Annotated in this window: 16 protein-coding genes; 11 read left to right on the top strand and 5 right to left on the bottom strand. The window is 42.9% G+C overall.

All coding sequences use genetic code 11. From position 1 onward, the window contains the following. Nucleotides 1–369: 369 nt before the first annotated feature. On the top strand, nucleotides 370–1,542 hold the full coding sequence (locus HZA10_03285; GenBank protein ID MBI5195328.1) for an ATP-binding protein: 1,173 nt from the start codon (nucleotides 370–372) through the stop codon (nucleotides 1,540–1,542). A gap of 8 nt (nucleotides 1,543–1,550) precedes the next feature. On the opposite strand, the gene HZA10_03280 is transcribed toward HZA10_03285, so the two are convergent. Next, entirely contained in the window at nucleotides 1,551–2,144 is a 594-nt protein-coding gene (locus HZA10_03280; GenBank protein ID MBI5195327.1) for a UbiX family flavin prenyltransferase, read from the bottom strand. Nucleotides 2,145–2,286: 142 nt separating this feature from the next. Between HZA10_03280 and HZA10_03275 the strand changes: the two genes are divergently transcribed. From HZA10_03275 to HZA10_03245, 7 genes are all read left to right on the top strand, one after another. Beyond that, the gene (locus HZA10_03275) at nucleotides 2,287–3,753 is read left to right on the top strand and encodes a DegQ family serine endoprotease (protein MBI5195326.1); all 1,467 of its coding nucleotides are present in this window, start codon (nucleotides 2,287–2,289) and stop codon (nucleotides 3,751–3,753) included. A gap of 15 nt (nucleotides 3,754–3,768) precedes the next feature. Further along, nucleotides 3,769–4,776, top strand: a complete 1,008-nt coding sequence (locus HZA10_03270; GenBank protein ID MBI5195325.1) for a PIN domain nuclease — start codon at nucleotides 3,769–3,771, stop codon at nucleotides 4,774–4,776. Between the two features lie 2 nt (nucleotides 4,777–4,778). Continuing rightward, nucleotides 4,779–5,603 (top strand): 2-C-methyl-D-erythritol 4-phosphate cytidylyltransferase, encoded by an 825-nt coding sequence (locus HZA10_03265; protein MBI5195324.1) that lies wholly within the window; start codon nucleotides 4,779–4,781, stop codon nucleotides 5,601–5,603. 59 nt (nucleotides 5,604–5,662) lie between these two features. Further along, complete coding sequence (locus tag HZA10_03260; GenBank protein MBI5195323.1) at nucleotides 5,663–6,142, top strand: 2-C-methyl-D-erythritol 2,4-cyclodiphosphate synthase; 480 nt, start codon at nucleotides 5,663–5,665, stop codon at nucleotides 6,140–6,142. A gap of 77 nt (nucleotides 6,143–6,219) precedes the next feature. After that, nucleotides 6,220–6,738 carry a TlpA family protein disulfide reductase gene (locus HZA10_03255; GenBank protein MBI5195322.1) on the top strand — a complete coding sequence of 173 codons (519 nt, stop codon included), beginning with the start codon at nucleotides 6,220–6,222 and terminating at the stop codon, nucleotides 6,736–6,738. 26 nt (nucleotides 6,739–6,764) lie between these two features. Continuing rightward, a complete protein-coding gene (locus HZA10_03250; GenBank protein MBI5195321.1) occupies nucleotides 6,765–7,490 on the top strand; it encodes an epoxyqueuosine reductase in 726 nt (241 codons plus the stop codon). 27 nt (nucleotides 7,491–7,517) lie between these two features. Further along, nucleotides 7,518–8,618 (top strand): radical SAM protein, encoded by a 1,101-nt coding sequence (locus HZA10_03245; protein ID MBI5195320.1) that lies wholly within the window; start codon nucleotides 7,518–7,520, stop codon nucleotides 8,616–8,618. Between the two features lie 35 nt (nucleotides 8,619–8,653). Here the strand turns inward: HZA10_03245 and HZA10_03240 are convergent, their stop codons facing one another. The 4 genes from HZA10_03240 to HZA10_03225 all read right to left on the bottom strand — a co-directional run bounded on the left by HZA10_03240 (nucleotide 8,654) and on the right by HZA10_03225 (nucleotide 12,612). Beyond that, nucleotides 8,654–9,451, bottom strand: coding sequence for a cytidylate kinase-like family protein (locus HZA10_03240; protein ID MBI5195319.1), 798 nt, complete (start codon nucleotides 9,449–9,451; stop codon nucleotides 8,654–8,656). A 94-nt stretch (nucleotides 9,452–9,545) separates the two neighbouring features. Beyond that, nucleotides 9,546–10,277 carry a TerC family protein gene (locus HZA10_03235; GenBank protein MBI5195318.1) on the bottom strand — a complete coding sequence of 244 codons (732 nt, stop codon included), beginning with the start codon at nucleotides 10,275–10,277 and terminating at the stop codon, nucleotides 9,546–9,548. Nucleotides 10,278–10,477: 200 nt separating this feature from the next. Continuing rightward, nucleotides 10,478–11,005 carry a hypothetical protein gene (locus HZA10_03230; protein MBI5195317.1) on the bottom strand — a complete coding sequence of 176 codons (528 nt, stop codon included), beginning with the start codon at nucleotides 11,003–11,005 and terminating at the stop codon, nucleotides 10,478–10,480. Between the two features lie 71 nt (nucleotides 11,006–11,076). Next, a complete protein-coding gene (locus HZA10_03225; GenBank protein ID MBI5195316.1) occupies nucleotides 11,077–12,612 on the bottom strand; it encodes a putative sulfate exporter family transporter in 1,536 nt (511 codons plus the stop codon). 197 nt (nucleotides 12,613–12,809) lie between these two features. Here HZA10_03225 and HZA10_03220 point away from each other — a divergent pair, with 197 nt between their 5' ends. The 3 genes from HZA10_03220 to HZA10_03210 form a co-directional block, all read left to right on the top strand. Continuing rightward, the gene (locus HZA10_03220; GenBank protein MBI5195315.1) at nucleotides 12,810–13,394 is read left to right on the top strand and encodes a DUF4416 family protein; all 585 of its coding nucleotides are present in this window, start codon (nucleotides 12,810–12,812) and stop codon (nucleotides 13,392–13,394) included. 25 nt (nucleotides 13,395–13,419) lie between these two features. Next, the gene (murJ, locus tag HZA10_03215) at nucleotides 13,420–14,988 is read left to right on the top strand and encodes a murein biosynthesis integral membrane protein MurJ (GenBank protein ID MBI5195314.1); all 1,569 of its coding nucleotides are present in this window, start codon (nucleotides 13,420–13,422) and stop codon (nucleotides 14,986–14,988) included. Between the two features lie 51 nt (nucleotides 14,989–15,039). Next, nucleotides 15,040–16,276, top strand: a 1,237-nt coding sequence (locus HZA10_03210) for an N-6 DNA methylase (protein MBI5195313.1), incomplete at its 3' end; no start/stop codon positions are given.

Raw genomic sequence — 16,276 nt, 5'->3', positions numbered from 1 at the left:
CATGGATTCCCGCTTTCGCGAGAATGACAGATAAAGCAACTTTTATACAAAACTGCAGGGAATATTATGTTTAAGACTTAATAAAAACAAAAAGGCGTTTGCCCAACATGCTGCTAAGAATAATACCGTGAACCCTTAGTGTCAAGAAAAATTTACAGAAAAATTTACATATCCTTATAGCGCCTATAAATATTTTTAATATAAGGGGGGATTTTTCGTATGCGGAAATTTATATTCTATAATGCACTTGACTTAATTTAATTAATATTATAAAATTAGTCTAAAGACTAAATTAAGCCGATAGTATTAGGAGGGCTAAATATGAAAAATCCGCCATTTACAAACCCTTTTAAACCCGGGGCAGGCCATATGCCGCCATACCTTGCCGGCCGCCAAAAAGAGACAAATGAATTTCTCCAACTCCTTGAGCAAACGACAATCCTTGATAATATGGTGCTGACAGGATTGCGGGGAGTAGGTAAAACCGTTCTTTTGGATAAGTTTAAACCGCTGGCAATAGAATGTAAGTGGTTATGGGTCGGCACTGATTTATCCGAGTCAGCAAGTGTCAGTGAAGAAACTATTGCATTGCGCCTTATTACTGATCTTTCCGTTGTAACGTCAAATATTACGATAAAGAGAGAGGAAAAACCAGCATTGGGCTTTGCTGCCGGAAAATCAGTCATTGACCATAAACTTAACTACAATACGTTAATTGATATTTTCAAATCAATTCCAGGTTTGGTTTCAGATAAACTTAAGGGGATTTTTGAACTTGTCTGGAAAAGCCTTAAGCCATACAATGCCCGTGGGATAATTTTTGCATATGACGAAGCTCAGACAATGACCGATCATGCAGAGAAGGAACAGTATCCTCTCTCGCTTTTGCTGGATGTATTTCAATCAATCCAGAAAAAAAATATCCCCTTTATGCTGATATTAACAGGCCTGCCGACTCTTTTTCCAAAACTGGTGGAAGCCCGAACCTTCTCGGAAAGAATGTTCAGAGTCGTCTTTCTTGATAAGTTAAATCGTGCAGAAAGCAAAGACGCCATTATTAAACCAATTGAAGATGCGAAATGTCCGATCAAGTTTAATAATGATTCTATAGAACTTATTATAAGAGAATCCGGCGGTTATCCATATTTTATTCAGTTTATATGTAGAGAGGTTTATGATGTGTTTCTTCAGAAAATCTCTGATGGGAAATATCCTCACGTTCCTATAGAAGAGATTATAATGAAACTTGATAAAGATTTTTTCTCCGGCAGATGGGCAAAGGCAACTGACAGGCAAAGAGAACTTCTGGCGGTTATTGCAAGTTTAAGTAATTGTCAGGAGGAATTTACTGTACAAGAGGTTGTTGAAGAGTCAAAGAAACACTTGACGAATTCCTTCAGCAGCAGCCACGTCAATCAAATGTTGTTGTCACTGACAAATGCCGGACTTGTATATAAAAACAGGCACGGCAAATATTCTTTTGCAGTGCCGTTAATGGATAGATTCATATTGAGGCAGAATATAGACGGATTTGCTAATTAGCATAATTTTTACCCCCATCTCTTAAAGAGGTTATGCTTTATGCCGGAGCTGTCAAGAATTTTCCCTGCCACAAAATCTACAATATCGGAGAGTTTTTTGGGCTTTTGGTAAAAGGCAGGGATTGGCGGGACTATTCCTACGCCGAGGCGGGCAAGCTTAAGCATATTCTCAAGGTGTATGGCGCTGAAGGGCATCTCTCTGGGCGCAAGGATAAGCCTTCTGCCTTCTTTCAATACAACATCCGCCGCCCGTTCAATCAGATTATTAGCATAACCGCTTGCAATGCCGGAAAGCGTCTTCATGGAGCAGGGCACGACAAGCATGCCGTCTGTGATAAATGAGCCGCTTGAGACTGGCGCAGAGAGGTTTTGTTCGCCATAGTACCTGATATTTTTTGAAGAAAAATGCCTTTGTACCCTTTTCTCTATCTCTGTTTCTGTCCTGCCGGAAAAATCAATCCCTGTCTCGGTTTTAATGATTAAAAATGCCGTGCGGGAAATAATGAGATGAACCTTATGCCCGGCTTTAAGCAGTTCCTCAATAACCCTTAACCCGTAAACAGAGCCGCTTGCGCCTGTAATTGCAACAACAAAGGATTTCATAACGAATAGTTTAACACAACCCATAAAGATAGTGAGACGTAAGGAGTGAGGCGTGTTTTTTAACCCATTACGCATTACGGTTTACCCATCACGGTTTTTGGCAGGGTAGACAACATGAAATAATGAGATGTATAATTATCAGATGCAGAAAAAAACCATCATATTGTTTGTTGTAATTGCCATAGTGTCAGGTATTGTAATCGGCAGCAACCTGGGCAGATTCCTGCCTAAAAAAATCACTTATCCCGGGGTTTATGCCCCGAGGGTTCCGGGCGACCTTGCAAAGGAAAGCGCGGCATTTTCTGATATTGTCAAGTCCGTCGGTCCGGCGGTTGTGAACATATCCAGCACAAAGACGATAAGGAGAAACGTGCCGTTGCCGCGCATGTTTGATTTTGACAGTCCTTTTAATGATTTTTTTGAACCGTTCCGCGTGCCGAAAAAATGGAAGGAACAGAGCCTCGGCTCCGGCGTAATTGTTTCATCTGACGGTTACATAATAACAAACTATCATGTAATTGAAAAAGCCGACGAGATTAAGGTCACCCTATTTGACAAGAAGGACTACACGGGCAAAGTTATAGGTTCTGACCCGAAGAGCGATATAGCGGTTTTAAGCATATCTGCCAAAGACCTGCCTGCGATAAAATGGGGCGACTCTGATGAGCTTCAGGTGGGTGAGTTTGTCCTTGCATTCGGAAATCCATACGGCTTGAGCCACACAGTCACCATGGGAATAATAAGCGCGCTTGGAAGGGCAAACGTGGGGATTGCAGAGTATGAAGATTTTATCCAGACCGATGCCGCGATAAATCCGGGCAATTCAGGCGGGCCCCTTGTTAACATTAAAGGAGAGCTTATCGGCATAAATACGGCAATTTTTACAAAGACAGGCGGTTATCAGGGCATAGGCTTTGCAGTGCCGAGCAACATGGTAAAGTCAGTTATGGAGCATCTTGTGAAAAAAGGCAAGGTCGTAAGGGGGTGGCTCGGTGTTACAATTCAGGAAGTCACGCCTGAACTGGCCAAACAGTTTGGGCTTAAGGATTTTAAAGGCGCATTGGTCAGCGATATCTCAAAAAACAGTCCTGCTGAAAAGGCAGGCTTAAGGCGGGGTGATGTAATCCTTGAGCTTAACGGTAAAACAATAAGGGATGTTGAGTCTCTAAGAAATATGGTGGCTCAAAGTGATATCGGCAGCGCTATAAAACTGCTGATTATGAGGGCAGGGAAAACAATTCAGCTAAGCGCAACTATTGCCGAACTGCCAAAAGAGTTCTCCGACGCCGGGGAAAAATCAAATGAAATGCCTTCCGGAGAAAACGGCATTGCAGGTTTAAGCGTCATAGAGCTTACGCCTGAGATAGCCAAGCAATTAGGCCTGCCGCGGGATGAAAAGGGTGTTGTAGTTGTCAGGGTTGACCCGGACAGAGCGGCAGATGACGCAGGGCTTAAAAAGGGAGATGTCATTCAGGAGATAAATAAAAGGGCTGTAAGCAATTTAAGTGAATTTAACGCTGCTGCCCGGCGCATAAGGGAGGGCGATGTGTTATTATTAATTAATAGGGGTGGACATAGGTTATATGTCACCATCAAGGCATATTCTTAACAGAAAGAAGGGGTTATGATAATTTCAAGGCTTATATTTTTACTTGTATTTGTAGTAGGAGGGTATCTTTTAGGGATTAAAGAAGGGCAAATTTATCAGGGCATCATCATTGGCGCCGGAATAGGCGCGCTCGGGCTTATCCTTGAATTTCTTTTAAGCAAACTCGGTTTTGGCTCAATGTTTGGAGGAATAATAGGACTGTCGCTGGGCATTGTCTTTGCGCGGCTGCTTTATTATCCGATAAGGATTTTCTACAGCGGACTGGACAATATTTATGCACCGCTTATACTGAACACGCTTTTAGGCTACACCGGACTGCTCGTCGGCATAAGGAGAGGCAGGGGATTTGTTCTGGCGGATATTTTCAAGGTATTCAAGGGAGGCATTGGCGAGGAAAATCTAAAGATTATTGATACGAGCGTGATAATTGACGGCCGCATTGCCGACATCTGCGAGGTAGGGTTCATAGACGGAACTTTCATACTGCCTCAGTTTATCCTTCAGGAACTTCAGCATATCGCAGACTCAGCGGATTCTTTAAAAAGGGCGAGGGGGCGCCGCGGACTTGATATACTCCACAAAATCCAGAAAATGTCCAATGTTACAGTGAGGATTGTTGAGCAGGATTTCCCTAAGATAAAAGAGGTGGACTCCAAGCTGGTTGCGCTTGCCAAGATGATGAACGGCAAGATTATCACTAATGATTTTAACCTGAATAAAGTGGCAGAGCTTCAGGGAGTATCGGTGCTGAACATCAATGAGCTGGCAAACACGCTTAAGCCTGTAGTCCTGCCCGGCGAGACCATGAACGTATTTATAATCAAAGAAGGCAAGGAGTCCAATCAGGGCGTTGCCTACCTTGAGGACGGGACCATGGTTGTTATTGATAATGCAAGGAGATTGATAAATAAAAATATAGACGTTACTGTAACGAGCGTGCTTCAGACCACCAGCGGAAGGATGATATTCACAAAGCTCAAAGAGGATTTTGACAGGGAAGAACTGAGAATGGCAAAACATTAATAATGGCTAAAAACATAACACGCAAAGCGTCGTTAGTTTCCGGCAGGATAATTGCAATAGTCCCTGCGGCAGGCATAGGCAGGCGGTTAGGCGCTTCTCAAAAAAAAACATTTGTTGATTGTTTAGGAGTCCCTCTTCTGATTCACACGTTAAAGAGGCTTAACAGCGTTAAATCCATCACAGAGATTATTCCGGTCATTGGGAAAGAGGATATAGGCAAGACGCATAAATTGATTCAGACTTATCATATCAATAAGGTAAAACGTATAGCCATGGGCGGAAAAGAGCGGCAGGATTCTGTTTATAATGCGCTGTGCCTGATAGCAAATGATAATATTAACACCCTCCCCTTCATCCCCTCCCGTCCCGAAGCGGGTCTCCGCGAAGGGTCGCTCCGACAAGGGAGGGGAGATAAGGATTTAATTTTAATCCATGACGGGGCAAGGCCCTTTGTCACAGCAGAACTTATAAAAAAATTGTTGTCTGAAATTCAGGGCAATAAAAGTATTGACGGCGTTATACCGGGCATCCCGGTTAAGGATACAATAAAAGAAGCCGGCGATGACGGAATTATCTTGTCCACAAAAAAACGGGAAAAACTCCGGGCGATTCAGACCCCGCAGGTCTTCCGCTACGGCGCGCTTAGAAAGGCTTATGACAGGGCGCAAAAAACCGGATTCTATGCCACTGACGATGCGGCGCTCGTTGAAAAAACAGGCGGTAAGATAAAAATAATTCTTGGGCATCCGTATAATATAAAGGTTACAACGCCTGAGGATATGGGAATGGTGGAGTATCTATTAAGCAAATCTCCAATTAAAATTTAACATTGCAAATTTTTAAATGATAATTTATAAATGCTAATTGATGAATTGATTAGTTTTTTATGAGAATAGGCATTGGTTATGACAGTCACAGGCTTGTTAAGGGGAGAAAACTTATCCTTGGAGGGGTAGAGATACCCTTTAACAAGGGTTTATCCGGACATTCTGACGCTGATGTGCTTTGCCACGCAGTAATTGATGCGATAATCGGAGCGCTCGGCATTGGAGACATAGGCCTGCACTTCCCTGACACTGATAAAAAATGGAAGGATGCATCAAGCGTAAAACTGCTTTCAATTGCCGTAAAACTTGCAAAGAGCAAGGGTTTTAAAGTGTCATGGCTGGATACAATTGTTATGATAGAGAAACCAAGGCTTGCGCCTTTCATTGATAAAATGAAAACGGCAATTTCAAAAAGCGGCATCCCTTCCCGCCTGATAAACATTAAGGCAAAGACAAATGAAGGCATGGGATTTGTCGGGAAGGGCGAGGGAATAGCGGCGCAGGCAGTGTGTTTATTAAAATCGAAGCATGATTCATGATGCATGATTGAAGATACACGCAAGAGAAAAAATTTTCTATCCTGAATCGTGTATCTTTATTTAATATGGAGGCTTAAATGAAATACAAAGGAATCATTCTTATTGTTTTGATAATTCTCGGATTTTTAGTCATTAGATTTCTACCGGGCGATATATCCCAAAATATAGAGATTGCATCCGTGGGCTCGCCTGCCCCTGATTTTGAACTGCAAGACCTGAACGGCAAGACATGGAAACTCTCCGGTCTTAGGGGCAAGGTAGTATTTGTAAACTTCTGGGCTTCATGGTGTCCGTCATGCAATACTGAGACGCCGTACAAGGAAATCCTCAATAAAACAATGCAGGGCAGGCCGTTTCAGATGTTAGGAATGCTTTACAGAGACGACCCAAAAGATGCTATGGCATATGTACAAAAGAACGGACTTACGTTTCCATCCCTCATGACCTCTGAGGATATGGTTGCAAGGCATTACGGCATTACCGGCATCCCTGAGACTTTCATAATAGACAAAAACGGCATAGTCAGGGAAAAGATAGTCGGTCCAAGACAATGGGACTTGCCCGAGTCTATTTCATTGATTGAGAAGTGGCTTTAATTAAGGCAAAGGTTGAGGGATGAAGGTTGAAGGATGAATTAAAAAACCTTGCCCTCTCAGAGGGCATATCTGCCTTTGGCGTTGGGCATATAGAGGATTTAAGGCAGCACTTTGACGCCCTGTCCCCTGAGCAGACAGAGGGATTATCTTACGGCATCTCGCTTGCAGTTCAGGTCTCTGATTCTGTGCTTAAAGGCGTCATAACCGGTCCCACGCGCCACTATCTCCATCATTATAAAATGCTAAACCTTTTGCTTGACCAGACTGCGCTGAAACTTACGCTTTCAATTCAGCAAATGGGATACAGGGCGCTTCCAATTCCTGCAAGCCAGATTGTTGACTGGGAAAAGCAGACAGCCCATCTTTCCCATAAGATGATAGCGTTAAGGGCAGGCATCGGCTGGATTGGAAGAAATAATCTACTGGTGCATACTGAATTCGGCTCAAAAATAAGGCTTGCAACAATCCTTACAGATATGCCGCTCAATCCCCCCTCACCAACCTTTGAAAAAATCCCCCCATTGCCCCCCTTTGAAAAAGGGGGGTTGGGGGGGATTTACAAGGAATTCCCTGACGCACAAAACTGTGGCAATTGCAGGAAATGCATAGAGGTATGCCCGGTATCTGCAATTAAAGAAACGCATAAAGACTGGAATAAAAAAGCCTGTCTTGAAAAACTAAAATATTTTGCCAGTGCGCACAGCGTAGGCCAGTACATCTGCGGTTTGTGTGTGAAAGTCTGCCGGCCGTAAAAACTTCAGAAAAAATATCTTGCGCTTATGAATAAAGATATTTGCCAACAAGTCTTTAAAGGCAAAAGAAAGCCATTTTCAGCATGGCAGATTGAGCTTACAACACGATGCCCTCTCAAATGCAGGATGTGCATAAGGACAGGACTTGGAGACTGGCACGGAGCTGATATGGGCATTGATGATTTCAAAAGGCTTGGGCTCTATTTTAAAGATGTAGAGTTTGTGGTTCTTTCAGGATGGGGTGAACCGTTGCTCTATAAAAACCTCCTTGACTCTATAAGACTGGTAAAAGAAGGCGGGGCTCAGGCAGGATTTGTAACAAGCGGAAAGGGGCTGAATAGGGAATATATCTCTGAAATTATTAATGCAGGCGCTGATTTTATCGGCTTTTCCCTGGCTGGCGCAACACCGGATACTCATAATTACATAAGAGTAAATTCAGATTTTAAAGACCTTCTTAACAATATTCAGGCTTTTAACGGGATTAAGAAAGATAGAAAGCTCAAGAGCCCGAATTTACATATTGTCTATCTTATGCTGAAGGATAATATATCAGAGGTTCCTTTATTGATTAAACTTGCAAAAGAAATCGGCATCAATACAGTAATTCTAACAAACATAATTCATGTGACGAATGAATGGCAGGAAAACCAGAGGGTGTTTATATGTAATGAAAATAAGAGTCAAGGGCTCAAATTCCTGAAAGAGGTGGAAAAAAAGGCTAAGGAGTTAAAAATAAATCTCAGAATGCCGTCTTTGTCGCCTGTTCAAGTATCTGTATGCAGCGAAAACCCTCTAAGCAATCTCTATATTTCAGTAGATGGCAATGTTTCTCCCTGTGTGTATCTATATCCGCCGGTCTCAGCGCCATTTAAAAGGATATACTGCGGCTTTGAACACCACCTTGAAACATTAAGCTTTGGCAATATTTTCAAGGAATCTTTTCATGCAGTATGGGAGACCAGGAAATATTCTGAATTCAGAGATTGCTTTACAGAAAGAAAAAGAAATTTTGAGAAGATATTTTTCTATTTTAAAGACGGCGAAAATATAAAAAGGCAGACGGCAGAATTATTGTCCGATGCTCCTGAGCAGTGCAGGATATGTCATAAAATGCTCGGCGTGTAGTTTCACCGCAAAATAATTTCTCTTTTTCCCATGTGTTATCCCCTGTAATGAAGCTCGCACCGGACAGGCAAATCTTTAGCAAGCTTTTTTGCTTCTTCTTCTACGGCTTTATGTTCTCCCGGACCATGTACGACTCCGCGCAGGACAATGACTTTTCCATCATAAAAAACATCTAATGTCGGGATAAAGAATTTTGGATTAATAAACAGCCCTGCCTTTATCTTTGCAGCCTCTGCCCGCATCCTGAGAATTTCAAATCCCGCTGCAGATGCTTCTTTCTCCCGCACTATAGTCCTGATGATATTTATTATTTCATCTTCTTTCTGCATGCCGGCGTCAAACACCTTATCATATTCTGTAGGATCATCCCATTTCTTGCCGTAGATAGAGTGTATAAAACAGGCTCTTTCATTATCCGTTTTTTTTATAAGCCACTGTGCCGTATCCCTGTCAACTGACTCACGCATCATAACCCTTTCAATCCTCATGCCGACAGGAGCAACTATGCGGATTCTAAGTGCAGCAGGAATGTCTTTGAGCAAAAAATTTCCACCTCTTCCGATAATCACAATTTTATCTTTAAGGGCATAATTAAAAATGCGGCTCTGGATAAGCGCAGAAAATCCCTTAAAAGACCAGTCATATTTTTCCCATATGGTAGGGAGGTGCTCGTCAAGATACTCCCCCCATTTTCCCCACTCATTGCCTGAAGTCTTTAAGTCGGAAAAAATCCTTTGTTTGTCAATAGATTCATAATTTAAAAGCGCAGCTGCGGCTTGGGCAATTTCCCTTCCGCCGCTTCCAAATTCTCTTGATACGGTTAGTATAGCCATAAGCCTCTCCTTAATCCACAGAGTTAATTTTTCTTATCATGTAATTTGCAAAACCTGCCGGTAGGCAGGGCAGGCAGGTCTGCTGATGTAATAATTATGTATTTTCATGAATTTGTTCTTTCTGCTCCTCTTTAGAAATATTCCATTTCATCCACAGCTTTCCTGCGGCAATAACGCCGAGTGCAAAAAAAGTCTCTGCAGAGTAGATTAGTGCCTTGCCCGGATTCAGCCAATTCACAATAACAGGGTCTGTAATCATCATCTCTCCCCCGACCGTCCCGAGTATAGCTGCCCCAAAATAAATAATAATCGGGTATTTGTCCATTAGCATGGAAAGCAAATTACTTGTAAAGACAACAAAAGGAATGCTTAGACTAAGTCCGAAGAGAAGGAGGAACAAATTGCCATGCGAAGCTCCGGCTACTGCAAGCATATTGTCAGTGGACATTGTAATATCGGCAACAACTATTAGCTTCATTGCCTGCATCAGTGTTTTAGCCTCTTTCCTTGAGCTATCTTCAGGCACTCCTTCCATAAAAAGCTTTACAGCTATCCACAAAATCAACACGCCGCCTGCAAGTTTCAAATAATTTATCTGGAGGAGTTGAGCAACAAAAAAAGTCAGTATTATTCTGAGTAAAACGGCCGCGCCTGCCCCTAAGATAATCCCCTTTTTCCTCCGCTGTGGCGGAAGAGACCTTACTGCCATTGCAATAACTATGGCATTGTCGCCGGCAAGGATAAGGTCAATTACTATAATACTTAAAAAACCATAGATGAAGTTTATATCAAAACTTATTTTACCAATTGAACCTAAATCCAAAATTTCACCTTATTTTAAAAATTTTGAAACCATAGGGGATGGTAGAATTTAGAGATTCATAGCAAACTTTGCATGCAGATTTAGCATTTAACATTTGTAATACTAAAGATAATTTTGCAATAACCGTTATGGCTGACACAAGACCCCACAGCGCAAAGAATTTAAATTTGAGCGCTGCTGCGGGGTCTTGTGAATATAGTGATTTATTTTTTCCACGCGCCCGGTTCTTTTCCCTCTGTTGTGGCATAACCCTTCTTAGCCCAGTCGGGAAGCCCGTCACGATACCAGTTGATGTTTTTGTACCCTAACGAATGCAGCATAACCGAGGTGGCGGGGGACCTCCAGCATTTAACCCCATTGCAGTAGTTGGCAATGACATCATCCTTCTTAAGCCCGAGTTGTGCCGCCAGTTTTGAGTCTTCCAGAATATCATCCGAATTCAGCCTGATAGCGCCCGGAATATGCTCCTTCTCATATTCATCAGCAGGACGGTTATCAAGAAGAATAAACTTTTTCCCCTGGTCAAGCCATGACTTTAAATCCTCCGCTTTTATATTTGTAATGCCGGCAAGAGATTCCGGCATGTCTTTCTTGTCTCTTTTAAGGATCTTATATTCATCAACCTTCTGAATGGTGTCCGCGGAATATTTAGCGTCAGCAGCATAACCTGCGCTTGCGAGAAACATCACTGACAGCGCAATAACAACGCATTTTTTTACCACACTCTTCATAATAGTCACCTCCTTTCATTTTTAAAATATATAACAGTCAGGCATAAGCCTGAGTAACAAGCATTTATTTTTTACCGTATATCAGGCACTGCAAAGATGACGCCGCCAAAAAGGAGATAAGCCAGTATCAGCGTCCAGACAACATTAAATGACTGTGCGAGTATAAACGCCAGCGCAGGGCGACCGCCTTCCATCTTTGCCATATCAAGGAATCGCGTCTCCAGCCCGATAGAGACAAATGCAAGCGCAAACCACCATGTTCTCAATTCACTTAGCGCCTTTTTTGTGTCGTTGACCGTATCAAGATTCAGAAGAAAAGAAAATACAATTGATGCAATAAGAAATCCCAGTACAAATTTTGGAAACCTTTCCCATATAATACGCGCTGTGGGTCTTTCGCCTGTTGCCGCACCTTTTTTGAATGTCCACCAGACAGACAGGATAAATGCGGCAACGCCTATTAGGGCATTTTGTGAGAACTTTACTATGACGCCGGTCTTCATTGCCGGCTCGCTTATAAGCGCTCCTGCCGCTACAACAGAGCCGCTTGTGTCAAGTGTTCCGCCGAGCCATGCACCGCCTACAATGTCAGGAATCCCAAATGCCTTAACAGCCCACGGCATAAGAACCATCATTGGAACTGCCACTATGAGAACAAGCGAGGTGACATAGGAGAGCTTCTTTTTGTCGCCCTCTATTGCGCCGCAGGCCGCAATGGCTGCAGAGACTCCGCAGATTGAAACAGCAGTGGAAAGCATTGCGCCAAAGTCATCATCAACCTTGAGTTTTCTGCAGAGCCAGAAACAACTGTACCAGACGACAACTACAACAAAAAGCGCCTGTATGATGCCGAGCGCACCTGCCTGGATTATTTCAAAGAAGAGCAATCCTGCGCCAAGGATGACGAGCCCTGTCTTGATATAGTATTCTGTTTGCACTGCCTCTCTCAGCCATGCTGGAATACCGACGGTGTTGCTGATGGCAAGACCGATAATTAATGCGAAAATGACATATTCAATTCCCCAGTCGGTCGGCAATGCATTGCCTGCAAGGAATCGTGAAAGCCATGCAAAGATAAAAACAATGGGAAAACCGACGATATATTTGCCGACAGAGCGTCCAAGTAGTATTATCCCGATTACTGAGAGGGCAAGAAAAGCTATTCCGATTTTAATTACTATGAATAAATTAGCCCATTTGAAAGCTTTTGCCGGCTCAGCCTTTGAACGGTCAGAGATTTCCTTGCCCAGTTCCCCGGGAATTCCTCCTATGTTTTCAACCTTTCCCGCTGCCTTCAAAATGGCTGAACGGTCTCTTTGATTCAATGCATCCTTAAGCGCCTGTAACCTTGCAACAGTACCAAGTTCCTGCTTTTCCTCTGCATCTTTTATAAGCGGGTCTATGGTATTAATCCATTTTGAAGTGCGGGATGCAATCTGACCGTCAGTAGTCCATTTGAAATTTGCATTGATTTTGGTGAGGTCAAATACCTTCCAGTTATAAAAGGCGAGAATTAATACAATTATGAGGAATCCAAGCCATACTGCTACCCAATCTTCATTTTTCCATAAATTTGCCAACCCTATCTTCTTTTTTTCTTCCCCCATACCTATAAACCTCCTTTGCAATTTAAAACCCTTTTAAAAACTAATTCAATTCAATCAAAAACCAATCAATCTGTCAAGTGTTATTTTTATGACACCCTGTCAAATTTTTCACTTATTTTTTAAAGGTTTGATATAATTACATCTGTTATTTATGCCGTCATTTTATAACTGGCAGATAAAAAGCTATTTAACTGCTTATGAATAAAACAGAATCTGTTCCTCAGCCTGTGAAGCTTTTTGTAGGCATGATTTCTCCGGAGATTTGCATGTTTGACACGCTCAGGAGAAAGCTCGTAGAACTCTATGGCAATATAGACCTTGAAAGCCCTGTCATGGAATGGGGATATACTGATCATTATTCAAAAGAAATGGGCGGCGATTTAAAAAGAAAATTTATCTTCTTTGAGAAGCTGATATCCCCTGAAACCATAGCGGAAATAAAATTAAAGACAAGTGAGCTTGAAAGACAGTACCTCAAAGAAAATAATCCCCCCATCCCCCCTTTGCCAAAGGGGGGTGAGGGGGGATTTAAGGGCGGCAGGAGGATAAACCTGGACCCCGGCTATCTTGACTCCGCAAGAGTCGTGCTGGTATCCACAAAGGATTATTCCCACAGGGTCTATCTCGGCAAAGGCATCTACGGTGAGACAACGCTGATTTATTCAGGCAAAAACTATCAGACACTGCCCTATACCTATCCTGATTTCAGGACACAGGAGTATTTTGCGATTTTTAAAATGGCGCGGGAAAAATACAAGACAGCAGTCAAAGAACAAAAATAAGAGATGTTAATTTCAAATTAAGCCAATGGATGAAAAGAAAAAAGTAACAAAGGCTGCGGGCTTAATGTCTATAGCCACGCTTATCAGCCGGATACTCGGCTACATCAAGGATATGATTCTGGCTGTATTTTTCGGAGCCGGCGGTCTTTCGGATACGTTCTTTGTTGCATTCAGAATACCGAACCTCCTCAGGGAACTTTTTGCCGAAGGCTCTATGTCCTCTGCCTTTATCCCCGTGCTTACAGAACATCAGACAAAACAGGGGGCCAAGGAGGCGGAAAAACTCGTAAGGATTACCTTCACATTTATTTTTATCTTCGTCGGTTTAATCTGTATTATGGGAATTATCTTTGCCCCTGCCATAGTTGCGGTCATTGCCCCGGGGTTTTTAAAAATGTCGGAGAAATTTTCACTGACAGTGCTTCTTACGCGGCTGATGTTTCCATTTTTATTATTCATCAGCCTTGCCGCATTTGTCATGGGCGCATTAAACACAAGACGCGTCTTTTTCATTCCTGCGTTTGCGCCTGCCTTGCTCAATGTGGTGACAATCGCAGTAGTGCTTCTGCTTGTACAGCGGCTTGAACAGCCTATTATCGCAGTTGCTATCGGCGTGGTATTGGGCGGCTTTGTGCAATTTGCGTTTCAATTGCCGTCATTTTTTAAAAACGGCTACAGCCTTAAGCCGGATTTCAGCTTCAGACATCCCGGACTTAAAAAAATGTCCCTGCTGGTTCTGCCTGCAACAATGGGCATGGCTGTTGCGCAGATAAATATTTTCATAAGCACCATCTTAGCCTCATATCTTGCCGAGGGAAGCATCACGTATCTTTATTATTCCATGCGTCTGATACAGTTTCCGATAGGCATATTCGGCGTTGCAATGGGCATGGCAGTGCTTCCGACCCTTTCCATGCATGCCGCCAAAGGCGACTTTGAAAATCTGAGAAGCGATTTTTCATTTGCCCTTAGGATGCTCTTTTTCATGACCGTGCCTGCAATGGCCGGACTGATTGCATTGAGAGAGCCGATAGTGAACATACTTTTTCAGAGGGGCAGATTTGAATATGCCGCAACCATCGGGACCTCAGAGGCCCTGCTTTTTTATTCCCTCGGGATATGGGCGATAGTGGGCGTGAGGATTGTTACTGCAAGTTTTTATTCCATGCAGGATACAAAGACCCCTGTGAAGATAGCCGCCGTTGCCCTGATAACAAATGTCGTTCTGAGCCTGCTTCTTTTGGGTCCGATGAAGCACAGCGGGCTGGCGCTTGCAAACGCCATGGCGTCAACGGTGAATTTTGCACTGCTTTTTATGGCATTAAGAAAGAAATTAGGAAGGGTTGACGCAAGGAACATCATGCTGTCTTTTGCAAAAATCTCTTTTGCGTCTTTTGTCATGGGAGCCGCAGGCTGGATGATGATAAGCGGAGACATGTGGAGGCAAGGCGGCAGGGCGGCTGGAAAGGCCGGCATTTTAGCGGGCGTGATTGTGCTCTGCCTTGCAGTATACTTTTTGATAATGCACCTGATGAAAAGCGAAGAGCTGAAATATCTTGTGAAAATGTATAAGGAGAGAAAAAGTAAAGCTTAGTATGTAGCCGCAGGCTTTAGCCTGCGAGAGAATAATCGGTTAAATTAAACCATGTCTGATATTTATTCATTCAGAGAAAAACTTCAAACTTTAATATCAAAATTTGAGAAAGACAAGCCCCACTATCTTTCCAAAGGCTATCCCGAGGCGCAGGTCAGGGTTGATTTTATAAATCCTTTCTTCAAAGCGCTTGGGTGGGATATAGAAAATAAGGCACAGAAACCTCCTCATGAAAGAGACGTTATTGTTGAGCTTTCACCTGAAACAACAGGCAGACCGGATTATAATTTCCGCATAAACGGCGCCACCAAATTCTTTGTGGAGGCAAAAGCCCCCTCACTTGCGCTTGATGATGTAAAACACATCCTTCAGGCAAAAATCTATGCATGGTCTACCAAAGAAGTTTATTTTGTAATCCTTACAGATTTTGAAGAATTCAAACTATTTGACGCCTCTCTGAAGCCAAATCCGAAGTTTCCAAATGAAGGGCTTATTTTTGATTTTAAATACACTGGCTATTCTGAAAATCTTGAGAAACTGTGGGAGTTATCCAAAGAGAGAGTGGAGCAAGGCTCTCTTGAAGCCCTTTCTCCCAAAGACACCAAAAGCAAACGGCTCAGGATTCCGCCAGATAAATCATTTCTTGAAGACCTCACCATCTGGAGGGCAGGGCTTGCAAAAGACATTCATAAGAGGAATCCGGAGTTTGACGTAAAACTGCTGAATGATGTCGTTCAGAGACTTCTTGACCGGATTATCTTTATCCGCATTGCCGAAGACAGGAGGATCAGACCTGACAGAGAGTTATGGGAAATTGCGGCTCAGTGGAAAGAAGAAGGCAAACGAAAATCAATAATGACGCATCTGACAGACCTTTTTCATGAGATTAACGATGACTTAAACGGAGATATTTTTAAACCTCATGCCTGTGAAACGACAGATGTGGATTCTGGTCTCTTGGCTGAAATTATTGAAAACCTTTATTTCCCCAAAAGCCGTTACCGTTTTGACGCAATAGGCGTTGAGCTTCTTGGCAGTATCTATGAACGCTATCTTGGAAGCACGATTAGAGTAACGCCGCAGATGGTTAAAGTTGAGGAAAAGCCGGAAGTCAGAAAGGCAGGAGGCGTTTATTACACCCCAAAATATATCGTTGATTATATCGTTAAAAATACTGTTGGTAAATTAATTGAGGGAAAGACGCCGAGACAGATAGAAAAGATAAAAATCCTTGACCCTGCATGTGGGAGCGGTTCATTCCTGCTTGGCGCATATCAATACCTGATTG

The organism is Nitrospirota bacterium, assembly GCA_016212185.1.
Taxonomy (GTDB): domain Bacteria; phylum Nitrospirota; class Thermodesulfovibrionia; order UBA6902; family DSMQ01; genus JACRGX01.
This window is presented reverse-complemented; position numbering and strand designations above follow the sequence as displayed.